This window comes from Galbibacter sp., assembly GCF_048266365.1.
In the GTDB taxonomy this organism is placed as follows: domain Bacteria; phylum Bacteroidota; class Bacteroidia; order Flavobacteriales; family Flavobacteriaceae; genus Galbibacter.
The window spans coordinates 579,169-602,911 of sequence record NZ_JBLWZP010000001.1 but is presented as its reverse complement, the minus strand read 5'-3'; the positions used below and the strand labels follow the sequence as shown (position 1 = coordinate 602,911).

The window sequence follows — 23,743 nt, the reverse complement described above, 5'->3', positions numbered from 1 at the left end:
CCGTTCAATTCTTATCTTTGTGCAGTACTATGTTCATAAAAGGCTTGGTTTTGGGTTTATTATTTCTGGCAATTCAGTTGCTCATAACCCCTTTTTCTTTATCAAAAAAAGTACAAATCACTTCCTTTAAAGCAAAACTCAATTAAACCAACTAATGGATAAAATAATAATTATTCTAATGGCATTCTCATGCCTTGCCGTAAGCGCACAATCACAAATCACAGGTCGTGTTTTAGAAACAGAAACTCAAAAGAATTTAGAATTTGCAGAAGTAATTTTAAAGAATAATGGATCTTCAATTATTGCAGGTACAGTTACTGATGCTAATGGTTCATTTAATTTAAGTGTTGCTAAAGGAAATTATACATTACAAGTACTCTATGTCGGTCAAATACTTTATTCTAAAAGCTTAACAGTAGCAGAAAAACCTATTAACCTAGGGGTTATTGAAATTGTAAACACCTTAGAGTTAGAAGAGGTCGCGATTGTTGGAAAAAAGAAGCTGATTGAACAAAAAATAGATCGATTGGTTTTTAATGTAGAGAACTCATCGAAAGCGTCTCAAGGAGATGCGCTTGAAGTTTTAAGAGTAACACCAGGAGTTCGCGTGCAAAACGATCAAATTACAATGATAGGGAAAAGCAATCTTCAAGTAATGATTGATGATAAGATCATACGACTCTCTGATGAAGAATTGACCAATTTTCTAAGATCTATAGCCTCAGAAGATATTACGAAAGTAGAGGTTATTACAACACCTCCGGCAAAATATGAGGCCTCCGGAAATAGCGGACTTGTAAATATTATTTTAAAACAAGCTAAAAAGGACTCATGGAATGCCCAATTAAAATCCTCCTATACCCAACGAATTTACGCTGCAGGTTCCGTTGGAGGGAGCTTCAATTTCAATAAAAACAAGTTGAGTATAGCATCTTCCCTTAATTACAGTGACGCAGATTTTTTCTATGATCAACAAGATGATGCCTACTTCCCTGATGGTCTATGGTCTACATCAACCCCTGTCAAATTTTCCAACAAAGGACTTTCAGGAAGAATAGATCTCAATTATCAAATAACATCTAATTGGGAAATGGGAGCGCAGTATATATATAATAAATCTGATTACTTAAGCACCGACACTCCATACACGGCTGTATATGATAATAATACAAATGAAATCACAAGGTCACTGCGATCTAAAGGATCAATGGACTTAGGCCCTGAGATTCATTCTGTAAACTACAATAATGGATTTACATTAGATACTCTAGGAAGAAAAATAATATTGAATTTAGATTACTTCAAGTATAACAATCCGGACACTAAAACTTATGATGGTGTTTCAACTATTGAAGACCCATATTCAGAGCAGTTTTACAGGGGTATCAACACAAACAAACAAGATGTTACCAATGTTTCTGCCAAGTTAGATATTGAATATCCTTTACAATGGGTAGACTTAAGTTTTGGAGGAAAAATATCGAGCTCGAAATCATTAAATGATATTTTATTTTACAACAGCGGTTTGGTTGACGACCCAGTCACTGATATGCCATTAGCCCAAAATGATTTTGAATATAAAGAGGACATTCAGGCTGCTTATATTCAAGCCAATAAAAAGTTTAATGATTCTTGGAGCATGCAACTAGGATTGCGAATGGAGGCAACTCAAACAGATTCTAAATCCAATAATCTGGATTTGTCACAAAGGGATGAGTTTGCCAAGCTATTTCCCACGTTTTACCTATCCTATAATGCTACAGAAAACTCTAATTTCTCATTTAATTACAGCAAGCGAATTAACAGGCCCAATTTTGCGCAATTAAACCCAAATGATTATTGGATGAATCCATTTCAAACTATTGTTGGAAATGCATTTTTACAACCATCTTACATTGATAATTTTGAATTGACGAACACCTATAAAAATTTTGTCACCAAACTCTATTATAATTACGAGGATCATATTTTTTCGAGGGTACCACTAGCAGATAGTCAAACTAATATAATTCGTTTTACTTTTGAAAATTTCATAACCACTAACCGCATTGGATTTTCAGAAAACTACACCTTTAATAAAATCAAATGGTGGAGTAGTTATAACGGATTAGATGTAAACTACTCTAAATCATCATTCAATTTAGAGGAAAATCATGAAGATCAAGAAGGCTTAAACGCTACAGTTTATACCTATAATGATTTTAACCTGAATGCAGACAAAACATGGCTTTTAGGGGTTAACTATTGGTATATGGCTCCAGGTGTAAATGGGATTTTTGATACCAAATCAGCAAGCTCATTATCATTAACGCTACAATATTTATTACTCAATAAAGATTTAAATATTACTTTAAAAGGAAACGACCTCTTTAGAACTGCTGAAATAAGAAGGACAACAACTGTTAATGATGTGTATCAAAATGCCGAATATTACTTCGATAGTAGGTCTATTCAATTATCGGTGAGCTATAAGTTTGGCAACAACGATATTAAAGCGAAAAAACATAAAACCGGAAACGCTAACGAGAGACAACGTACGGGGAACTAGATATTTAATTTTGAAATAAAGAAAAGCTAATTCGGACAGACTTTTGAAAGTCATTTTATACTCGGGAAAGCCATCATAAAGCAGTTTGATCGTTAAATTCAATAATAAGAACTGCAGGATATTAATTTTTTTTAGGGTCCATTAAATCGTTACTTTCAGAAAAACAGATAATGGCTGAAAGCTATGCGATTAATAATTAATTGATCTTGTGAACGACTACTCCGTCTAAATCATAGATTATAGAGTGATAATTTCGTAACTTTTAGTTAAATTAAATTAGAATCTATGGAATACAATCCCTAAAAAACATCATATTTGGGGATCACAATCCCTAAATATGATCAAGAGAATCTTAGAAGAACAAATAAGCGATTTGGCATGGCCCAAAAATGACGACCCCAATAGCGCTTGTTCAACGTAGGAAACTCTTGCTGTAACCGTCTTGAGCTTCTTCCTTTCAGCTTTTTCACAAGACTGCTTACATCCTGGGAAGGACTATACTCAATGTGCATATGAACATGATCCTTGCTGACAACACCCTTCAAAATATTCACGCCCTCTGCATCACAAACTTATATCAAAAGCTTTCAGCAATTCTTTTGAATATCACCAACAAGAACTGGATAACGATATTTTGTGTTCCAAACTATATGTACGGACAATCTCGATACGGTATGACCATTTACCCTTGGATCAGTCATGACAAAGGTAGGTTTTTTAGAAGCTAAAGCGAGATGCGCTAAAGTGCATAGTTTTAACTACGCCTGAGACCAATAAAGAAAACAATTTTTGTTTAGCATCCAATAAAAGTCCTCATTGCACTATACCATTTAATAAATTTCGTAAATTACTGTGGCATTGATGCGCTGTTCAAACAGCGTTAAAGCCTAGATTTTTCCAAATAGCAAGGATGTAAATCGACATCATCGGAGATTATAAAAGATCTCCGATGAATATTTAAGAAATTCCAACCCTATGAATAAAGGACGCTTAGAAGCATTTACAGATGGTGTCATGGCCATCATTATCACCATCATGGTCTTAGAAATCAAAGTTCAACACGGTTCCAGTTTTAACGATTTATTAGTACTTATCCCGGTCTTTTTAAGCTACATCCTCAGTTTTGTTTACATTGGAATATACTGGAACAATCACCATCATTTAATGCAAGCAGCCAAGAAGGTTAACGGGAGGGTTCTTTGGTGTAATCTACACCTCCTATTCTGGCTGTCCTTGATTCCATTTGCCTCGGGATGGATGGGAGAGAATAGCTTCGAAAAAAATACCTTAGCCTTATATGGTTTTTTATTACTTATGTCATCTATCGCCTACCGCATGTTACAGAGAACTGTCATCCGCGCCAACAAAGATCTTGAACTGGATAAAATATTTCAAAAGGATTTCAAGGGTAAAATCTCTCCAGTAATTTATTTGTTAGGTATAGGGCTTAGTTGGGTAAATACTTGGATGGCCGGTGGCTGTTTTTTTATTGTTGCCCTTTTGTGGTTAATACCAGATAAGCGAATAGAACGCGTATTGTAAGAACGACCATAGAAAGCCAAGGCCAGGCACCTATATTACCTGCCATAACCATGTACAACAATTATTGATTTAAACTAATATTGAACAACCAACCAATCCCAACGAAGAAAAGGATTGACTTATTAGATGTTTACCGGGGATTTGCCCTGCTTGGTATTTTTGTAGTCAAGGTCGTAATAATGAATTCAACGTTTCTCAATCAAGACGAATTCGCAAAGCAATGGACATCTATTGTTGACCAAATCTCAAATAGAAGTTTACAGCTCTTTTTCTACACGAAGTTCTTTCCAGTATTTCCCTTGCTTTTTGGCCTGGTATTTCAATGCAAGTCCTTTGGTTAATAGAGAAAAGCAACCTTTACAACTTAAAGGCATCTTAATAAAAACAGTAACCATGACCAACACAATCCAACTTCTAAAATCCAGGTTAACCCTATATTTTTCAGCCTTCATTATTTTAATATTCACCGCCTGTGACAATGGTGATGACCATAATATTAAAACCCTGAATACTGCCTCAGGATACTCGATGATAATTGCAGACAACACGCCTATAATAAGTGGTTATGGGTCGCAACATAATGAATTCACATCAAGGTTCTGGATAGATACAGAAAGTGTTGAAGAAAACAGCTTTGAATCCATTGTCAATAATCAAACATTATATCGTAAAGCTATAGATGAAAATTTCAGGATAAACTATGTATACAAGGACTCACAAGGCCAGAATCAATACTATCAATTCGATCAGGGAAGCCTAGCAGAAACCGGCCGGGTTTTCTACTACAAAAACGATTTTTTAACATTTATGAACAACGACAGTATTGGTACTGTTACAACTGTTGGTTTCTATAATGATCAGCCTTATTTCGCAGGTTCCTTTGGTGAAGTTTCATCTCAGGAAGCCGGGAATTCATTTTATCCTACAATTCCATTCATATGGGATGGCAATGATCTCATAACCACGTTACCTTTACCAGATCAAACTAAAAATTTCCAAGGAATAAATACAATTTATGTTGAAAGTACCGAAACGACTTATGTGGGAGGACTCTGTGGTATACCAATGTATTGGAAAAATACAACTCCCGTTATATTGGACCAGCGATATGGTGAAGTATGGCAAGTAACAAAATCAGACGAGGACATTTATGCCGTAGGGCTAATTAACAAACATAATTCGAATAGCACAGGTCATACGGCTTGTTATTGGAAAAACGGAGAACTTCATGAATTAGAAGATAACGCTCAAGCTTATGGAATCTTCATTGATGGTGATGATGTATATGTCAGTGGAGCTTTCGGGGCAACACCAATAGACTACAAACCATGTTATTGGAAGAATGGCGTTAGAGTGGAGTTGTCGTTGTAAAATTAATTCATTAATGCAGATTAGACACATCAGTAAAAGGGTCTTCTAGTGAACTGTAATTATTACCCTACCCTATCGTCCAAACCTATAGTGTCTAATAAATCATAAGATAAAATAAAAAAGTTATGCATATTCTAGTAGTAGGAGCCAGTGGAAGAGTCGGAAAAGAATTGGTATCAAATCTTCTGCATGAGGGACATCAGGTAACCGGAACAACCCGTCAAAAAGAACATCTCTTTAAAAATCCCAATTACCGCCAAATCGAATTGAATTTAAAAGCACAACAAAAAGATATAGAAATTTCTATACCGAAAGAAACTGAAGCAATTTACTTTGTATCCGGTTCGCGCGGTAAGGATATTCTTCAAGTCGACTTACACGGCGCGGTGAAAACCATGATAGCCGCCGAGAAATTAAACATCAAGCGCTATATCATGTTAAGCGCATTGCATTCATTAGAACCCGAAAAATGGACGAGTATCGTTGATTACTTCACTGGAAAATATTTTGCGGACTTATGGCTTATAAATCAAACGAACTTGGATTATACTATTGTTCAACCCGGTTCGCTAACTGAAACCCCGGGCACAGGTAAAATTGATGTGACTAATCTTGATCGCCAAGGAGATATTGCAATCAAAGATGTAGCTACCGCATTAAAAGAAGTTTTAACTCAAAAGAACACCTATAAAAAAATGATTCCTATGTTAAGTGGCAGCACCTCGATAACAGAGGTTATTGCGAATTATAAATAAAATATGAGTTTAATAACACTCTACATTTTAGCAATTATCTTTCTTGCCACACTTGTTCGTTCAACTTTTGGATTTGGGGAATCTTTAATTGCTGTACCATTACTTACCCTTTTGATACCTATTGAAATTGCCGTACCGCTTTCAGTACTAATCTCCATTTTAATTGCGGCATTTATTGTCGTACAGGACCGAAAGCAAATACATTTTAACAGCGCTAAATGGTTGATTATTTTTGCTGCTCTTGGAATTCCGATTGGATTATTGTTGCTGATTTATGCCAATGAAAACCTGACCAAATTAGTATTGGGAATACTTATTATTTTGTATTCTATTTATTCCTTGACCTCTAAAGGCGGCTTTAGATTAGAAACAGACAACAAATTCTGGCTGTTTATTTGCGGTTTCTTTTCTGGTATATTAGGGGGAGCCTATGGCTTAAATGGCCCACCACTAGTTATTTATGGAAATCTGCGTAATTGGACAGCCAAACATTTCAGAGCTACTTTACAAGCTTATTTTTTACCGGCAAGCATTATAGGAATGATTGGATATTGGTATAATGGACTCTGGGTTTCTACTGTAACACACTATTTCTTATTATCAATTCCCGTGGTGATTCCAGCGATACTATTAGGACGATACTTTAACCACCGATTGAAGGATGGCACATTTTTAAAATATATTTATTTTGGGTTGATTTGTGTGGGAATACTACTATTAGGTCAGTCACTGATTTAACAAAAGACATGTTTACACCAAATTCTAACCAATAAACTTCTGTTGCCATATTTGAATTTTAGCCTTCAAACCCGTTGCTTTATTCATTCGTCCATTTTTTGAATCCCCCATGGCTTGGTCAATTTCTGTATTATACTCCCTCTCTGTCTTTGGCTTGAGATTCTTTTGGATCAGTTCAGCCTTTCTTGCTTCTATATCCATTGTAATTGTCTTTTTATCAAAAACAATTTCTTTTATATACCAAGGTTCTTCCAAACCCAAGGCAATAGCAAAAATATCCAGTGAATTTGTCATGATTTAAAATAGAATTTTTAATCATACCCACAGTATTTGTGGTAAGCCCTAAAATCGACTCTATAATTACGGTCACAACGGTAAAAAATTAAATCTACACCATGGGAATGAAGATCTTTTGATGCAGTAAGATACCGAAGTCCACCTTTCGACTTTAAGATTAAAAACAATATTCATCATATAATTTCACCATAAAAACATAGAAAGAAGAAATACCATATTTCATTTAATTATGATATGAGAATATAGGCGTGTATATGACTATATACCTTTCTTTTAAAACAATTATTGTTAATAATATCTTAATTAAAAAGAAATCAAAAGGTTTAAACAATATTAGTATTATAAAAGAAACTTTATGAAAAATATTTTGTTTTCTTAATCTTTTTTATAAATTTAACGAAATATTAATGTTTCATATTGAAATTTTAACCAGAAAATTAACAATAAAATCAACTATTCATTTAACCAAAAACATGATAAACGATGAGTAAATCCCTAATTACGCTATCAATATTCCTCCTTTTTTGTGGAATACTGTCTGCACAAAATGTTACAATTAAAGGGACAGTGTCTGAAGCAGAGACAGGAATCCCAATTCCAGGAGCAAATGTCCTGGTGAAAGGAACCAATCAGGGTCTTACAACTAATTTTGACGGAAATTATCAAATTGAGGTTCCAATGGGCGCCACAATAGTGTTCAGTTATATTGGATTTACTTCTAAAGAAGTACATGCCTCTAAGAGTACCATAACAAATATTTTTCTAGAAGTCGAAACTTCGCTACTTGACGAAGTGGTTCTGGTAGCCTATGGCAAACAAAAGAAAGAAAGCGTTGTGGGCGCACAGTCTACTATTAAATCGGAACAATTAAAAGTCCCTGTTGGAGATTTAACTACGGCCATTGCAGGTAGGCTTTCTGGCGTAGTAGCTACACAAAGAGGCGGAGGCCCTGGTCAAAATGGTGCTAACCTATTTATTCGTGGAGTCTCAACATTTGCCTCCAGCCCTCAAGGTCCGTTATTGGTTGTGGACGGCGTACCTGATCGAAGCATCAATAATATTGACCCTGAAGATATTGAAAGCTTTACGGTTTTAAAAGACGCAACCGCTACCGCAGTTTACGGAACACGTGGAGCAAATGGGGTGATCTTAATTACTACCAAAGGTGGTAGACCTGGTAAGCCAATTGTAAATGCAGAAATTAATTCTGCAATATCAACATTTACCAGGCTTCCTGAATTTATTGACGGTCCTACCTTTATGAGCTTATACAATGAAGGTCAGGAGACGAGAGGACAAAATGCTGCATTCACTCCAGAAGAAATCAGGCTCTCCGAAATGGGAACAGATACAGATTTACATCCAAATGTAAATTGGTATGATAAGCTTTTCAATGATTTTGGAACTAACAAACGCCTGACAGTAAACATTAGTGGGGGAGCTGAAAATGCCACCTATTATATTTCGGCAGGCTATTTCGGAGAAACAGGGCTTTTCAAAACCGGAGATGTTGAGGCATTTAACTCCGAATTAAAATACGATCGCTTCAACTTCACCAGTAACCTGAATGTAAATGTGACAAAGAGCACCAAAATAGACTTTGGAGTCAATGGCTTTATAACCAATTACAATAGGCCAGCAGCGGGGGTATCCCAAATTTTTAATCTCGCCACGCAAACTGCTCCACACATCATTCCGGCCCAGTACAGTAACGGGCAATGGCCTCAACTTCAAGGTACGCCTGCAAGCCCGTATATGGCTTTAACTCAATCAGGGGTTACCAATGAAATTAACAATACGGTACGTTCCAATTTACGAGTTTCTCAAGACTTAAATAGCATTATTGATGGTTTATCAGCCACCGCTATGTTTGCTTTTGATGTCAATTCTTTTAATGGCACTACGAGAAGCCGAACTCTTCCCACCCATTGGGCAACGGGTAGAGATGAACAAGGGGAACTGATCACAGAAATTTCATTTACGGGATCTGAAGATCTGGGATTCTCACTGGAACGCTTTGGGGATAGGCGTTTTTATTTAGAAACTGCCCTAAATTATAATAAGAAATTCGGAGTACACGATTTATCGGGGCTACTTCTTTTTAACCAATCTGATTATAGAGATGCTACTAAAAGGGTTGAAAGTTATACTGCTTCGATCCCATACCGACAAAGAAATTTTGTAGGGAGAATCAATTACGGATTTCAAAATAAATATTTTGCGGAGGCCAACTTTTCATACTCTGGATCTGATAATTTTGTTCCTGATCAACGTTATGGATTCTTCCCTTCATTTGGTGCAGGTTGGGTGATTTCAAAGGAAAATTTCTTTAAGCCTATTGAGGATGTTATTTCTCTATTAAAGGTCCGATATAGTTATGGGCTTTCAGGGAATGCTAATATCAATGACCCAAACAGTAGATTTTTATACCTAAGCACCATTGGAGAATCCGGCGGATATACTTTTGGTATTCCCGGCTCCCAAAGATCTTATACAGGATATAATGAATCAAGAATCGGAGGAAATGTACAATGGGAAACCTCATACCGTCACAATTTGGGAATTGAAATGAATTTCTTAAAAGATGACTTACAACTCATCGTAGAATTATTCAAAGAACGACGTGAAGGAATTTTATTAAGAGACTATACAATACCTTATGTTTCAGGATTCACCACCGGAAATATCCCGTTTAATAATGTCGGAAAAACGAAAAATAAAGGTATTGATATCACCTTAGATTACAACAAATCATTGTCTGAAAACAGCTATATTCAATTTAGAGGAACCTTTAACTATAACAAAAATGAAGCAGTTTTTGACGGACTTCCGCCATGGAAATACCCATACTTAGACAGAATTGGACATCCCATAAGTCAAAGATTCGGATACATTGCCACGGGACTGTTTCAAAGTGATGAGGAAATTGCAAATTCTGCATCCCAAGCAGGTGATGTTAGAGTAGGCGATATCAGATATAAGGATCTAAATGGAGATGGAAACATCAACAGCAGTGATCAGACAGCTATTGGATATGGAAGCATCCCTCGAATCGTTTATGGGATTTCGATTGGTGGAGGATATAAAGGTTTTGATGCCAGCTTATTCTTCCAAGGTGTTGGACAAGTAGACTTTAATTATTCAGGTGGATTCGGAACGACTCCTTTTTCACAAGGATCTAGTTATGGTAATATGTACGCCAATGTTTTGGACAGGTGGACCCCGGAAAACCCGGATCCCAGACCCTTTTATCCCCGCCTATCTACAAATCAAACAACCACAACCAATTACTACACCAGTACTTGGTGGATCAAACCTGCAGATTATCTGCGTTTGAAACAAGCAGAGATCGGTTATACAATCATCGGGGATGATAACAATATTGAAGTCTTCGAGAAATTTAGAATCTTCATAAGTGGTACGAACTTATTAACCTTTTCAACATGGGATTTCTGGGATCCGGAACTCGGTGACGGAAGAGGAACTGCCTATCCAAATACCACTACGTACAATTTAGGAATTAGACTTACATTTTAAAACTTAGTATACGATGTATAAATTAAATTATAAAATCATAACATTCGCACTCCTAACATTTTCAATTGTAGGATGTAGTGATGACTTTTTCGATTCACAACCCGATAATTTACTTTCCACAGATAATATCTTTGAAAACAAAGCCCAAACCGAGCGGTGGTGGGCTGGTTTATTCACAACAATCCAGGATATTTGGGATTACCCTTACAATTACCAGTATGGATTAATGAGCGACGAAATGGATGCTAGCAACTGGACCAATCCTTCAATGAATTCGGGAGCTATAACCTCAGAAAACTACTATTTTGGATTTATGAACTATTACGAAAGAATACGATTAGCCACGATCTTTCTAGAAAACATCGACAATAATGATGAAATACTAGCCCTTAATGGTGGTCAGGAAATCATACGTCAATACAAGGGAGAAGCGCAGTTTTTAAGAGCTTATTATTATTGGATAATGATGAAACACCTAGGACCGGTTTCCATTCAACCCTTAGAATCAGGAAGCCCAACTGATGACTATCAAATTCCGAGGAGTACATGGACTGAATGTGTGGAATTTGTACTTTCAGAGTTAGAACAAGCCAAGCAAAATTTACCCGTTGATTATTATCAGTCCGGCACTACAATTGTTGATGGAACCCAAGTCGGGAGGATCAACAAAATGATCGTGGAAGCAGTTGAATCTCAAATCCTTCTTTATAACGCCAGTCCATTGTTCAATGGAAATAGCGAATTGGCAAACTTCAAAAACTTAGACGGAACACAACTCATTCCACAGCAATATGATGCCAACAAATGGTCCCTGGCTGCTACTGCTGCCAAAGAGGCTATTGACATCGCAGAAGACAATGGAAAAGCTCTATATCAAGCAGGAGGTTCAGATACTTTTACTGCGGCCTTTAATTCCGTCAAAAACCTTTATTGGGATGGATGGGACGTAGAAGGTATCTGGTTAAAACCATCAACTAATAGTTACAATTGGGAAATTCATTCAGCACCAAGATCTACTCAAAATACCGGTTATAATGGCCTGGCAGTGGTTCAACGTCTTATAGATGATTTTAGAATGGCTAACGGAGAAAACATCGAGGAAAGCAACGATTATACTGAAACCGGTTATACATCCAGCAGCACACCATATTACGCTGAAGGCACCAATAATATGTATGTAAATCGGGAAGCTCGTTTTTATGCATGGATTAGCTTTAATGGATCAACCCATCCTAGCATTTCAAAATCAGGAGAACCCTATGTGGAGTTCTTCAATACAGGGAATTCCGGAAAAGCTGAATCTCCTAGAGACTGGCCAAAAACAGGATACACGGTGCGAAAGAATGTACATCCTTCGTTCAGGTCTGATCAAGGTTCTTTTGGTCGCCCTGCAATGCTGATTAGACTTGCAGAGTTATACCTCAATTATGCAGAGGCATTAAACGAATCAAACCCAGGACACCAAGATATCCTTACATATTTAAACCGGGTTAAAGTTAGAGCGGGATTACCGGCCATTACCGGCGGTATGAGTCAAGAGGAGATGCGTCAACAGATCAGAATGGAAAGAAGAATTGAATTCTGCTTTGAAGCAGGTCACAGATTTTTCGACGTTCGAAGATGGAAGATTCCAGATGAACCAGGATCCTATCAGGGTGGCGCTTATTACGGAATGAATATGAATCAAGGAAATGAAATATCTGATGATGAATTTCACACTCGTGTTCAGGCCTTTACTAGAACACCATGGCAGCAGAAATTTTACTTCTTCCCCTATGGTCAAAACGAGATGGATAGAAACAAACAACTGGTCCAATTCCCAGGGTATTAATCTAAAACATTACAAATCATGAAAACAATACGTATTATATACAGCCTGATTCTTATGTCAGTGTTAATTTTTCATAGTTGTCAGGAGAATGATCCACTCTATGAACAATTGACAACTTCTAAAGATGGAACCAATATCTTTTTAGCCAAGGCCAATTCTGAAATGGAATCCCTTGACATATTTCCGGCTGATGCAGACGAAAGGACCACAACTCTTGGAGTTGGTTTTGGCGGACTAGGTATACCCGCGGACAATATAACTGTCACACTCAGTATAGATGAAGCTACTCTGGACAGTATTAATACTGCGCGAGCTATTAATGGGGAAGATTTATATGAATTATTTCCCGAAAACAGCTATTCCTTAAGTACATTGAACCTTAACATCCCTAGTGGTGAACTATACTCAAATTTGATCACGCTCACCTATTATCCCAAGGTTTTTAATCAAGAAAAGGCTTTTATACTACCGCTTTCAATTACAGATGCCTCGGGTTATCCTATTAGTGAAACCGCCAAAACAGTTATTTTCCTAGCACCGAAAGGGCCAACACTCCAACTTACCCCAACTCCATATAACAAAGAAAACTGGAGTGTAATTGATTTTAGTTCTGAAGAGGATCAGGGTGAAGGCGAAGTAAACGGGTTTGTTCATAATGTGCTTGATGACAACCCTGATACGTTCTGGCACACCTGTTGGTACGCTTGTACTGCAGAGGAAACAACGACTTACCCACATTGGATCACTATTGACATGAAAGAGGCGCTATCTTTAAACGGCATTATCTTTTATCAAAGGCAATCCAATACCAGAGCTATAAAAGACCTTGAAGTGTTGGTTAGCACGGACAACGCTACCTGGGAATCATTGGGTGACTTCCAATTGGAACATTCTACTTCAGAACAAAGGCTTGAATTTGAAATGGAAATACAAGCCCAATACGTTAAAATCTTAATGAAATCAGGATGGGACGGCACAAATAATGCCGCCATGGGCGAGATCAGTCCTTATTTTGATGAGGAAGCTTATGTATATGAATAGTGAACTAGAGCCTTAAGGAACAAACGATCCTGAAAAACAAGCTCATTTTAAATTAAAACAAGCAGAAAAGTCGCTTAGATAATAAAGCCTAAGCGACTTTCTTATTCTATAACTTAATCAATGTAATTTGCGTGTATCAAAAAAATATATCATTACAACACCCTATATACTTTAGATCGCATACGACATCGTATTGGCGTTTGGCGAGATTTTGGCTTTATTGTGGTGGTACTGGGGGAGTTTTCAGGAAAAAACACACCGTCTTTGGATTATGTGTTCTCTCTACCGCGTCTGCAATATCAAATTATGCCATATAGAGAGAAAAGGCCGTTTAATTTATAAACGACCTTTCTAAAAATCTTATCAAGCTAAGAAACTTAACGATATCAAATCACTATTTTTTTAGTATAGCGCATTACTTCAATTCCTATTCTTCTACTTTTTATTAATGTCACCTCGTATGGCCTTAAAATCATGTTGCATCTGTTTTAGCTTCTCCGGCTTGGTTTCTGCCAGGTTCTTTTCTTGTCCGGGATCTGCCTTCACATTGTACAATTGATATTGTTTTGAGTTCCCTACTTCGATTTGCACCCATTGATTTACAGCAGGCCCGTTATAAGACGGAATCATAACCCAGTCTCCCTGCCTAAAGGCGGTTCTGGATGTCGCCTCAATAACCAGTGAATTTCTTCCCTGATCAGATTTTCCTAAAAGCACTGGCATTAGATTTTCACTATCACCGGTCTTAACATCACTTCCAATAAATTCCGCTAGAGAACTTAATAAGTCCAATTGAGATACTAAAGCATCAGAAACCTGAGGTTTAATAGTTCCCTTCCAATAGGTGATAAAGGGCACCCGGGTTCCCGCTTCAAATAAACTGTACTTCCCTCCTCTAAGGGACCCGGCCGGCTTATGATCACCCAACTTTTCGACCGCAAGATCCTTATAACCGTCATTTAACACAGGACCATTATCACTGGAGAAAATGATAAGGGTATTTTCAAGTACACCTTCAGACTCCAGAGTCTTTATAAATTCTCCTATAACCCAATCCGCTTCTATAATCACATCACCCCTGGGACCCATACCCGATTTACCCACAAATCGAGGGTGCGGTGTTCTCGGAACATGAGGCTGTTGAAGCGCATAATACAAAAAAAACGGTTCGTCCTTATGCGCTTTTACATAGTCCTTTGCCTTTTCCAGAAAGTGATCTGCCATATCCTCATCCTTCCATTTAGCAGCCTCCCCTCCTTTCATAAAACCTATTCTCGGAATCCCGTTCACAATACTATTGTTGTGACCGTGATCCCATTCCATTTTTAACATTTCAGGATTGCTCAAAGCCGTAGGCTCTCCCTCAAAATTTTCTTTATAGCTCACCTGTATGGGATCATTGGGATCCAACCCCACTACATCACCATTCTCAATATAAACCGTAGGCACCCTGTCTTGCGTAGCTGCCATGATGTGTGAATAATCAAAACCAATCTCATTGGGTCCGGGAGTAATATGCTGGTTCCAATCCAAATTACCACTACCCAAACCTAGATGCCATTTACCAACTACGCCAGTATGATAGTCCTTGGATTTAAAAACCTTAGGCAAGGTTTGCTGATCCTTCGAAATTAACAAAGGTGCAGTACCGGGAAGGATTTTAGCATCTTTATTTCGCCAAGGATAACTTCCTGTTAGAATAGCATATCGACTTGGAGTACAAGTAGCCGAAGTAGCGTATCCATTAGTAAAGCGAACACCACCATCAGCCAAGGCATCCATATTCGGTGTAGCAATAGCTGAGCCATAGCTCCCCATATCACCGTAACCCAAATCATCCATATAAAGAATCACGACATTGGGTTTTTGCTCCGCCTTTGAAGCGTCTTTGAGTTCTCCTTTACAACTTAAAAACAATAAGCCAATGAAGCTATAAACCAATAACAGTCCCACATCTATTTTTTTTAAACCCAGTGACTTTGTCTCAAATATGCGCATGGTATACAAATTTTAAAATTTTTATAAATTGTACTATTTAACATCTGTTCTTTGTACAGGGGTTAATTATCGTACCAATTTAACAATTCGGCAATTAATTTCAGAACCCTATCCGGAATTTCATTTTTTAAACCAGAAACCTCCCGATTCCCTTATTCTAAATTGTAGCCTTGGATATTTACCTCATCTATATTCTCCAATAAACTCTAAATCCTCATTTTAAAATTACTTGCTTATTTTTTACCCTCACCGACAGCTAATCAAAAATTTCGAAAGCCATAAAAAAACAAAATCCCAAAGTCAATTAAACCCTGGGATTTTGCATCGGTGTTGGTTGGTTTTAGCAAGTAACTTTCTATCTAATTCAATTTATTCAGGTGTGTTCCACCAAAGTGGTGTAGTCAATCTGATATTAGGATTATTGTCAGGCATATTTATATAATTCCTGTCCTCCTCGTTGTACTCATAGCGCATCGCCTGTATCCAATCATTTTCTCCGGGGAAAATATCGAGGTTGACATTATCAGGTCTTTGAAGACCAGGATAAATATCACTGCTGTAATCCATTCTACGCATATCCACCCAAGTTTCAGGATTCAACATATTGGAAATATATTTTTGAACCATGATATCCGACATGGTGACCCCTGAGCCTCCAACTTCAACATCCAGTTGAGCCATATAAGCAGTGATTTCAGCAGCAGGAACAGCTAGTTTTTCAAGATCCGCTTGAACACCCGCCTTAAGAGCAGTATAAGCTCCGGGTAAGTCCCCTTTTCTAAATCTTGCTTCGGCCTCTATAAATTTAACCTCACTGTAGGTAATCATATAAGTTGGTGAAGCCGGATTGGTATAAAAACCACCATTTCCAAGTGAGAAATCCTCAGAAGGTAAACCATCAAGTCCTCTTCCTGTCACTACACCGTGATATCCTCCATTTACGGCCTCAGGAACGATTATCGGTAACCTTGGATCCTCAATGGGTACTGCAGCACCTAGAGGGTTCTTAAGCAGTTCTACAAAGAAGTTAGAAAAGTAATCAAAACGAGATGATCCATAACCATCAGCACTAAAAGGCTGATTGGCATTCTCCGCTTCCCCGCCAGGGAAATTCACTTGAGCATTATCCTGATTTGATGTAAACGATTGCTCACAAAGTGCAATTATCGCATCGGCATTATAAGCCATATCTCCCGAGCTCTTTTTACCCAGGTGGTTCATGTATCTAGCTTTAATAGCCTTTGCAAACTTTATCCATTGTTCTTTATTACCTTGATAAAGAACATCTCCACCTTCTTGGTTTAGCTCAATCTCAGTAGGAAGCCCTAACTCCTCAATACCTTCATCAAGCAATTGAAAAATTGTAGCATACACTTCCTTTTGAGTAACAAACTCAGGAGTTAGATTCATGGAAGACTCACCATCATAGGTCTGGTCAGTAACTATATCACCGTATTGATCTGTAGTCATTCCGAAAATATAGGCTCTCAGTATTTTACCTACCGCCTTGAAATGTGGTGAATTATGCTTATCACCCAATACAATTAAATCAGCCGTATTAGGCAGCGCATACACATAGGCGTTCTGCCATAAAAAGTAACTTCCGGTAGTCAATTCCTTGCTCCAGGTTTCGGAATAGTAATCCGCTACGTTTTGAGAACCGTATTGTGTAATTCCTAATACTTCTCTGGCTCCCCTATATTGAGCAGTCCCTGTTGTATTTTCAATAGCCCCTTGAATTCTAAATTGTGGCGCCAAAGATGTGGTTGTAGGGGCAGTCTCTGAACTATTGACATCAAAGTAGTCGTCGGAACATGACACCAGGCTCACAACCGACAGTGCTATAAATGTTATATATGTACTCTTAAATATTTTCATTGTCCTTTATTTTAAAAAGTAAATCTAAGTCCTAAATCAAACCCTCTTGTATTGGCAGTACCCAAGTTATCAATATACATCGACCCGGCTCCGGAAATTCCGGCACCAAAGGTGTTTACATCGGGATCCACGCCACTGTAATTGGAGATCGTAAGTAAGTTTCTTCCGGTAGCATATAACTCCATGGCAGAAAGCGATAGCTTGTCTAAGATCTTTTCCGGGAATTTATAAGATAGGGTCACATAACGCAATCTAGCGAAGGAACCATCTTCAACAAAGTTCTCTGAGTTCAATGCATAGTAGTTCTGATAATATGATTGATTCATGGCCACAGGTGTTGTGTTAGGATTCCCGCTAGTATCCACACCTTCAATGACAATGGTTTGACCTCTGTCTAAAGTGTTTTGACTTTGCCCGTAGTAGGCAAGAGCAGATTCTGTAGCGTTATAGATTTCCTGTCCTTGTACGATATCAAGCAAGAATGAAAGACTTAGGTTTTTATAGCCAAAGGTATTGGTGATCCCAAGGCTCCAATCTGGTATCCTATTCACGTCCTCATAAGTAGTATCCTGCATATTTGGCAAACCATTGGATTGTACAATGATATCCCCATTTTCGTTTCTCTCAGGACGCTTTCCTCTCAGTCCGAATAAGGAACCATTTAAAACTGCCGCACCTGCCGCAGAGTTTCTAAAGGTCCATGAATCTGACAAATAAACCTCACTTAAGAACCCCGGTAGCTTAACAACATCACTCTTGTTAGTTCCAAAATTGAATATAGTCTCCCAAGTAAAGCTATCCGGATTGGTAAGTATACGGGCAGAAAGTAAAGCCTCTACCCCTCTGTTTTCAATTGAACCACCATTTAGAGTGGCGTAGAAGGTTCCTGTTGTTGGAGGAACCCGAATATCTGTTAATATCTGGTTATCGGATTTACTGTTGTAATACGTTACTTCAAGAGATACTCGGTTTTTGAGAAATCGCATATCAGCTCCAAACTCATAACTGTCTGTGAATTCCGGTTCTAAATTAGGATTCCCAACATCTACTCCATTCCAAGCATAACCGGAACTTGCAGCACCATTAAGGTTTTTACCCAAAGAACTTTCCAGTGATCCTATAGGAGCATCCTTACCTACTTGAGCCCAAGTAGCTCTCAGTTTTAAGAAGTTAAAATCATCTGAGGAGAAATTAAACAGATCGGTCAACACAGCTGACATACCTACCGAAGGATAAAAGAATGAGCGTTTGTTGGCCGGTAAGGTAGAAGACCAGTCATTTCTACCGGTAGCGGTCAAAAATAAAGCATTTTTCCACCCTAATTTAATGTCCCCGAAAACACCCACAGTTCTTTTTCTACTAATAACTTCCGTAATCAGCTGGTCCTCAATAGACACGTTAGAGATACTATAAATACCCGGAGCCTGGAATCCGTCTCCGGTAGTATATGTGGTTCTAATATCCAATTCCTCAACAGAGTGTCCCACCATGGCGTCTATTGAAAAATCTTCGGCTATCGTTTTAGAATAACTTAATAATAAGTTGGAAGTAAAACGCGAGTGATCTTTTTCAAATTGGTTTATATAACCATCATCACGGTTCTCTATTAAGGAACCCGTACCAATAACACGTTTACTGAACTCGTGGTAATCATCTGTCCCTACTTTATAGTTTAAATTAAAATCATTTAAAAAATTGTAGTTCACACTAACCACTCCAATAAGTCTTTTTACATCATCTGTATTAGGGCTATTGGCAATACTCCAATAGGCATTGTCAAATTGCTGATCCAGAAAGAATGATTTCTGAGAGCCATCCTCATTGAGATAATCTTTAGCATTGACATTTACCGGATAAGCCAATAAGCTATTCAGGCTACCTCCGGAAGAGTTACCCTGTCTGGTACTTGAAGTTTTGGAGTTTATATAGTTTCCGGAGACTCCTATGGTTAGGTTATTTCCAAACTTAGAGTTCGCATTAATCTTAAAGGAAGTTTTATCATAACTTGTACTAGGCACTATACCGTCTTGTGATAGATCTCCAATAGAAAAATAGATATTACTTTTTTCATTCCCTGTGGAATAACTTACGTTGTGATTCTGGGTAATGGCAGTTTTGTAAAAATCTTCCATATTATAATACAAGGGAGTTCCGCCGCTTATGGGTGCACCCCATGAAAATGAAGATTCAGGATCGTAAACCATGTCTGCTCCGGATCCTACTTGCATTCCTTGTCCGTATTGACTCTGAACATCTGGAGTCCCTATGATATTATCTACTGATAAGGAACCTGAGTAGCTCAATTGGCTCACCCCTGCCTGACCTTTTTTGGTGGTAATAATCACAGCCCCACTTGCTGCTTGTATTCCATAAAGCGCAGCAGCAGCCGGACCTTTTAATACTGAAATACTGGCTACGTCGTTAGGGTTGATGTCAGAGGCTCTGTTTGTACTAGCCACATCAAGACTGGAGTTTGTTGAGTTGTCAATCGGTATTCCATCTACAACAAAAAGAGGCTGGTTGTTTCCGGTGATGGAAGATCCTCCTCTAATTAGAATAATTGATGAAGTCCCGGGAGCACCTCCGGATGACACAATACTTACACCGGATACCTTCCCTTGTAATCCGTTGACCATATTGGTCTGGTTTCCCTGGATAAGCTGCTCTGACTTAATATTCTGAACTGAATTAGCCAGAGATACCTTTTTAGATTCTATTCCAAGAGCAGTTACTACGACTTCATCAAGACTCTCAGCGTCTTGTTGCATAGTAACATTCAAAACACTACTGCTACCAACTGTTTTGGTTTGGGCTTTCATCCCAAGATAAGTGAAAATCAATACAGTTCCAGTCTCAGCCTGGATGGTGTAATTTCCATCAAAATCAGTTGTGGTTCCTGTGCGAGTTCCGTCTACTACAATAGACACTCCCGGTAAGGGGGTTTGTTGCTCATCTGTCACTGTACCGCTAATACTTTGGGAAAAAGAAAAGCCACACGTCAACAGCAAAAGCATTGATAGTAAAAGTTTCTTCATAATAATTTGATTGTACCGTTAATTTATAGGAATGAAAATACGAAATCTAGATACTTTTTTACCAAAGTGCCGATATTAATAAAATCGACATAAATAATTTTGTATAATTTACTGATATGTAATTGATTAAAAAATCAATAAACCCGCAAGATAGTAGTAAAACTGCATGATTAGCATGTAAACCTAATGTAAATAGCGCATTAAATTAACATTAAAATGCAAAAAACGTTCAGGTTAATGAATGTTAGACTCGATGTTGCTTTGCGCGATGTCACCTGAAAATCAGCTTTGACCATCATCGAGGCAATACTAGCGGATAAGCGTGACACTGCTTACTTAGCTACACTTGTAGATGTCAGGACCAAAAAATCCAAAGAAGAGATCGCTAATTATTTGCACGGTACTTGGAGAACAGGGCTAGTATTTCTAACTTCTCTTTTAAACTCCATTTCATGTATTTCATAATTCAAAGGTATAAACTGAAATTTAAAATATCACTCCGATCTTATTTTGGTCCAAAATAACTGCCTACAGCACGATATATAAAAAACAGTGGTTTAAGTGCTTTAAAGACAATGAGTTTTTTAAATTTATGATAAGTAATAAACCAAAAAGTTAGTACGTGAAAATCCGCTATTTTTCATATATCAAAACAGTTATGTGCAATTTGGCTATGTTACCAAGATTTGGTATTTTTGAGTAAAATTATAGTCAAAATGGGAAAAAACACATCAATATCACTCGGAAATCATTTTGAGGATTTTATCAGAGAGGAAGTAAATTCTGGAAGGTATGGTTCGGTCAGCGAAGTTATTCGTTCAGCATTACGTTTATTAGAACGTGAAGAAAAAAAGGAAAGAGAATTGATTAAAGCTCTCGAAGTTGGAGAAAATAGCGGATTTGTTGAAAATTTTGACCCGAAACAAAATCTGTCTGAATTACATCGCCAACACTTATGAGTAAAAACAAATATCAAATAAGTAAACAAGCGATTGATGATTTAAATGATATTTGGGTTTATACTTTTCGCAAATGGTCTAAAGAACAAGCCGACAGATATTATGACTTAATAATCGGAGAGATTGAATTCGTAGCGGACAACTATCTGATTGGAAAATCCTGTGAACAAACTCGAAAAAATTATCGAGTAACAAAAATAAAATCGCATCTGATTTTTTACAGAAAATCAGAAAATGAAATTGTCGAAATCATTAGAATTTTGCATCAAAGAATGGATATCAAAAAACAACTGAAATAAAAGGTCGAATTGGTAAAGTGGGATATCACCCCTAAACCTCTCATAGGAACCATACGTGATAATCTCCCATCATACGGCTCCTCAATTAATCTATTATTTAAAATTTGCTCAATATGCGTAATAGTCCCCAATTGAAGGTTTTCAGCGCCTTTCAATAATCTATTAAGATATTGAGGGAGCAAGACATCGCTTTTGCTAAGTCTTTTTGAGTTTTCGGAAAGATATTCGCAGTTTTGTTCGCTTTAAGAGTTGACATCATTAAAATTGGATTATCTAAATCATTTATTTTTAAAACTATAGATACAGTACAATAGTAGACCAAAAATCCATTTCACGAATTCAAGCCCCTCAATTTTCACTATAGGCACTACTGCTCTATCGGCAAAGCACTCCCTCTCCTTCTCATCACAACAAAAAACATAACAGTTAATGCAAAAGCAATAATGATCCCAATGATATCAGAAGTCACAATATCAAGATCGAAGCCAATAGTCGAGTCGTAAAAAAGATAGGAGCCTAATACCGAGGTTATAAAAAATGCAGGCACCAAAGCAACGATATAATGCGTTTTCCTTTGGTATAAATAAACTGTAGCGATCCATAAAGCAATTGCTGCTATACACTGGTTAGCCCATGAGAAATACCGCCATAGCACCTGAAAATCCAGTTTAGTCAGTGTGAAAGCCGCTACAAAAAGCGGTATGGCAATCATAAACCGATTCTTTATAGCAATCTGATTAACCTTAAGATAGTCCGCAATAATCATCCTAGCTGCTCTAAAAGAAGTGTCACCAGAAGTAATCGGTAATACAATAACCCCAATGATCGCTAGGGTTCCACCAATGCTACCCAAGAACAGTGTTGAAATCTCATTCACCACTGCCGCCGCCCCACCCTTGTGAAGCAAGGTATTGAGATCTTCGCCATTAAATAAACTCATCGCAGCCCCTGCCCATACCATAGCGATAACAGCCTCAACGATCATCATTCCATAAAATATCTTTCTCCCTTGCTTTTCATTTCTGACAGTTCTAGCAATTATCGGAGATTGCGTGGCATGAAAGCCCGATAAGGCCCCACAAGAAATGGTCAAAAATATTACTGGGTAAAATGGGATGTCCTCAGGATGCAAATTCTCTAAAGTCAACTCTGGAATTGTATTTTCATGGAAGAATATTGCAATTCCGATTCCAACAGCACTACACAATAATAAAAATCCCAGTATGGGATAAATTTTACCTATAATTTTATCAATTGGCAAAACTGTAGCAATAATATAATAGGCAAAAATAGCAAGAACAATTAAGGTGAACACACCAACATCACCTCCACCGATTAAATCATTGATCATTTGAGCAGGTGCAGAAATAAATACGGTTCCGACCAGAAGCAGCAACAAGACCGTGAAAAAGTTGACGACATGACTGAATGATTTACCTAAAAACCGTGAAGCCAATGCTGGTAAATGATCTCCACCAAACCGAATAGAAATCATACCCGTTAGGTAATCGTGAACTGCACCAGCAAAAATAGCCCCAATGACAATCCATAAAAAAGCGATAGGGCCATATAAAGCGCCTAATATGGGGCCGAAAATTGGCCCCACACCAGCTATATTTAAGATCTGAATTAATGAGTTCCTATTGCTATTCATAGGTACAAAGTCAACCCCGTCTGCTTGCGCGTATGCCGGAGTAGGTCTATTTGCATCAGGCTTAAATACCCTTTCAATGAATTTGCCATAAAAAAGGTACCCTAACAGCAGTATAATTATTGCTACGACAAATGTGATCATACTATAATCATATTTAAAAGACACTATATAGGTCTTCAATTCATTCTTAAATGCCCTGTACCATCTATTTATTAAGAAATAGAATTCAATATAGTTTTTATACCTTAATAAGTTAGTCT

16 protein-coding genes and 1 pseudogene are annotated in these 23,743 nt (G+C 37.6%); 11 read left to right on the top strand and 6 right to left on the bottom strand.

Annotated elements, in window-relative coordinates; all coding sequences use genetic code 11:
- Nucleotides 1-154: 154 nt before the first annotated feature.
- Complete coding sequence (locus tag ACN0TV_RS02525; protein WP_417359784.1) at nt 155-2,548, top strand: TonB-dependent receptor domain-containing protein; 2,394 nt, start codon at nt 155-157, stop codon at nt 2,546-2,548.
- A gap of 377 nt (nt 2,549-2,925) precedes the next feature.
- Here the strand turns inward: ACN0TV_RS02525 and tnpA are convergent.
- Nucleotides 2,926-3,249 (bottom strand): annotated as a pseudogene (gene tnpA / locus ACN0TV_RS02520) (IS200/IS605 family transposase); the annotation flags it as partial.
- A gap of 274 nt (nt 3,250-3,523) precedes the next feature.
- Between tnpA and ACN0TV_RS02515 the strand changes: the two are divergent.
- The 4 genes from ACN0TV_RS02515 (at nt 3,524) to ACN0TV_RS02500 (ending at nt 6,954) form a co-directional block, all read left to right on the top strand.
- Nucleotides 3,524-4,090 carry a TMEM175 family protein gene (locus tag ACN0TV_RS02515; protein WP_417359782.1) on the top strand — a complete coding sequence of 189 codons (567 nt, stop codon included), beginning with the start codon at nt 3,524-3,526 and terminating at the stop codon, nt 4,088-4,090.
- A 393-nt stretch (nt 4,091-4,483) separates the two neighbouring features.
- On the top strand, nt 4,484-5,461 hold the full coding sequence (locus ACN0TV_RS02510; RefSeq protein ID WP_417359780.1) for a hypothetical protein: 978 nt from the start codon (nt 4,484-4,486) through the stop codon (nt 5,459-5,461).
- Between the two features lie 125 nt (nt 5,462-5,586).
- Complete coding sequence (locus ACN0TV_RS02505) at nt 5,587-6,216, top strand: NAD(P)H-binding protein (RefSeq protein WP_417359778.1); 630 nt, start codon at nt 5,587-5,589, stop codon at nt 6,214-6,216.
- Between the two features lie 3 nt (nt 6,217-6,219).
- A complete protein-coding gene (locus ACN0TV_RS02500) occupies nt 6,220-6,954 on the top strand; it encodes a sulfite exporter TauE/SafE family protein (RefSeq protein WP_417359776.1) in 735 nt (244 codons plus the stop codon).
- Between the two features lie 24 nt (nt 6,955-6,978).
- Here ACN0TV_RS02500 and ACN0TV_RS02495 read toward each other — a convergent pair whose 3' ends face one another.
- On the bottom strand, nt 6,979-7,248 hold the full coding sequence (locus ACN0TV_RS02495) for a hypothetical protein (protein WP_417359775.1): 270 nt from the start codon (nt 7,246-7,248) through the stop codon (nt 6,979-6,981).
- A 486-nt stretch (nt 7,249-7,734) separates the two neighbouring features.
- Here ACN0TV_RS02495 and ACN0TV_RS02490 point away from each other — a divergent pair, with 486 nt between their 5' ends.
- Genes ACN0TV_RS02490 through ACN0TV_RS02480 form a run of 3 tightly spaced genes read left to right on the top strand, consistent with a single transcriptional unit; the run spans nt 7,735 to nt 13,660 of the window.
- Nucleotides 7,735-10,788 (top strand): SusC/RagA family TonB-linked outer membrane protein, encoded by a 3,054-nt coding sequence (locus ACN0TV_RS02490; protein WP_417359773.1) that lies wholly within the window; start codon nt 7,735-7,737, stop codon nt 10,786-10,788.
- A gap of 13 nt (nt 10,789-10,801) precedes the next feature.
- Nucleotides 10,802-12,619 carry a RagB/SusD family nutrient uptake outer membrane protein gene (locus tag ACN0TV_RS02485; protein WP_417359771.1) on the top strand — a complete coding sequence of 606 codons (1,818 nt, stop codon included), beginning with the start codon at nt 10,802-10,804 and terminating at the stop codon, nt 12,617-12,619.
- Between the two features lie 18 nt (nt 12,620-12,637).
- Complete coding sequence (locus ACN0TV_RS02480) at nt 12,638-13,660, top strand: discoidin domain-containing protein (RefSeq protein WP_417359769.1); 1,023 nt, start codon at nt 12,638-12,640, stop codon at nt 13,658-13,660.
- Between the two features lie 435 nt (nt 13,661-14,095).
- Here ACN0TV_RS02480 and ACN0TV_RS02475 read toward each other — a convergent pair whose 3' ends face one another.
- The 3 genes from ACN0TV_RS02475 to ACN0TV_RS02465 all read right to left on the bottom strand — a co-directional run bounded on the left by ACN0TV_RS02475 (nt 14,096) and on the right by ACN0TV_RS02465 (nt 20,571).
- The gene (locus ACN0TV_RS02475; protein WP_417359767.1) at nt 14,096-15,658 is read right to left on the bottom strand and encodes a sulfatase family protein; all 1,563 of its coding nucleotides are present in this window, start codon (nt 15,656-15,658) and stop codon (nt 14,096-14,098) included.
- Between the two features lie 369 nt (nt 15,659-16,027).
- Complete coding sequence (locus ACN0TV_RS02470) at nt 16,028-17,536, bottom strand: SusD/RagB family nutrient-binding outer membrane lipoprotein (RefSeq protein ID WP_417359765.1); 1,509 nt, start codon at nt 17,534-17,536, stop codon at nt 16,028-16,030.
- Nucleotides 17,537-17,547: 11 nt separating this feature from the next.
- Nucleotides 17,548-20,571 carry a SusC/RagA family TonB-linked outer membrane protein gene (locus tag ACN0TV_RS02465; protein WP_417359763.1) on the bottom strand — a complete coding sequence of 1,008 codons (3,024 nt, stop codon included), beginning with the start codon at nt 20,569-20,571 and terminating at the stop codon, nt 17,548-17,550.
- Between the two features lie 288 nt (nt 20,572-20,859).
- Here ACN0TV_RS02465 and ACN0TV_RS02460 point away from each other — a divergent pair, with 288 nt between their 5' ends.
- The 3 genes from ACN0TV_RS02460 to ACN0TV_RS02450 all read left to right on the top strand — a co-directional run bounded on the left by ACN0TV_RS02460 (nt 20,860) and on the right by ACN0TV_RS02450 (nt 21,829).
- On the top strand, nt 20,860-21,036 hold the full coding sequence (locus tag ACN0TV_RS02460; RefSeq protein WP_417359761.1) for a hypothetical protein: 177 nt from the start codon (nt 20,860-20,862) through the stop codon (nt 21,034-21,036).
- A 251-nt stretch (nt 21,037-21,287) separates the two neighbouring features.
- Nucleotides 21,288-21,530, top strand: coding sequence for a type II toxin-antitoxin system ParD family antitoxin (locus ACN0TV_RS02455; RefSeq protein ID WP_223442046.1), 243 nt, complete (start codon nt 21,288-21,290; stop codon nt 21,528-21,530).
- Nucleotides 21,527-21,829 carry a type II toxin-antitoxin system RelE/ParE family toxin gene (locus ACN0TV_RS02450; RefSeq protein ID WP_417359759.1) on the top strand — a complete coding sequence of 101 codons (303 nt, stop codon included), beginning with the start codon at nt 21,527-21,529 and terminating at the stop codon, nt 21,827-21,829. The genes ACN0TV_RS02455 and ACN0TV_RS02450 overlap by 4 nt, the downstream gene beginning before the upstream one ends.
- A gap of 367 nt (nt 21,830-22,196) precedes the next feature.
- On the opposite strand, the gene ACN0TV_RS02445 is transcribed toward ACN0TV_RS02450, so the two are convergent.
- Complete coding sequence (locus ACN0TV_RS02445; RefSeq protein WP_417359757.1) at nt 22,197-23,624, bottom strand: carbon starvation protein A; 1,428 nt, start codon at nt 23,622-23,624, stop codon at nt 22,197-22,199.
- Between the last annotated feature and the right edge of the window lie 119 nt (nt 23,625-23,743).

What these genes read in the sequence shown, in the direction of transcription:
- ACN0TV_RS02450 (WP_417359759.1), top strand. Translation starts at nt 21,527, where the DNA reads ATGAGTAAAAACAAATATCAAATAAGTAAACAAGCGATTGATGATTTA.
- ACN0TV_RS02445 (WP_417359757.1), bottom strand. Translation starts at nt 23,624, where the DNA reads ATGATCACATTTGTCGTAGCAATAATTATACTGCTGTTAGGGTACCTT.
- ACN0TV_RS02515 (WP_417359782.1), top strand. Translation starts at nt 3,524, where the DNA reads ATGAATAAAGGACGCTTAGAAGCATTTACAGATGGTGTCATGGCCATC.
- ACN0TV_RS02465 (WP_417359763.1), bottom strand. Translation starts at nt 20,571, where the DNA reads ATGAAGAAACTTTTACTATCAATGCTTTTGCTGTTGACGTGTGGCTTT.
- ACN0TV_RS02500 (WP_417359776.1), top strand. Translation starts at nt 6,220, where the DNA reads ATGAGTTTAATAACACTCTACATTTTAGCAATTATCTTTCTTGCCACA.
- ACN0TV_RS02475 (WP_417359767.1), bottom strand. Translation starts at nt 15,658, where the DNA reads ATGCGCATATTTGAGACAAAGTCACTGGGTTTAAAAAAAATAGATGTG.
- ACN0TV_RS02480 (WP_417359769.1), top strand. Translation starts at nt 12,638, where the DNA reads ATGAAAACAATACGTATTATATACAGCCTGATTCTTATGTCAGTGTTA.
- ACN0TV_RS02490 (WP_417359773.1), top strand. Translation starts at nt 7,735, where the DNA reads ATGAGTAAATCCCTAATTACGCTATCAATATTCCTCCTTTTTTGTGGA.
- ACN0TV_RS02525 (WP_417359784.1), top strand. Translation starts at nt 155, where the DNA reads ATGGATAAAATAATAATTATTCTAATGGCATTCTCATGCCTTGCCGTA.
- ACN0TV_RS02485 (WP_417359771.1), top strand. Translation starts at nt 10,802, where the DNA reads ATGTATAAATTAAATTATAAAATCATAACATTCGCACTCCTAACATTT.
- ACN0TV_RS02495 (WP_417359775.1), bottom strand. Translation starts at nt 7,248, where the DNA reads ATGACAAATTCACTGGATATTTTTGCTATTGCCTTGGGTTTGGAAGAA.
- ACN0TV_RS02470 (WP_417359765.1), bottom strand. Translation starts at nt 17,536, where the DNA reads ATGAAAATATTTAAGAGTACATATATAACATTTATAGCACTGTCGGTT.
- ACN0TV_RS02505 (WP_417359778.1), top strand. Translation starts at nt 5,587, where the DNA reads ATGCATATTCTAGTAGTAGGAGCCAGTGGAAGAGTCGGAAAAGAATTG.
- ACN0TV_RS02455 (WP_223442046.1), top strand. Translation starts at nt 21,288, where the DNA reads ATGGGAAAAAACACATCAATATCACTCGGAAATCATTTTGAGGATTTT.
- ACN0TV_RS02510 (WP_417359780.1), top strand. Translation starts at nt 4,484, where the DNA reads ATGACCAACACAATCCAACTTCTAAAATCCAGGTTAACCCTATATTTT.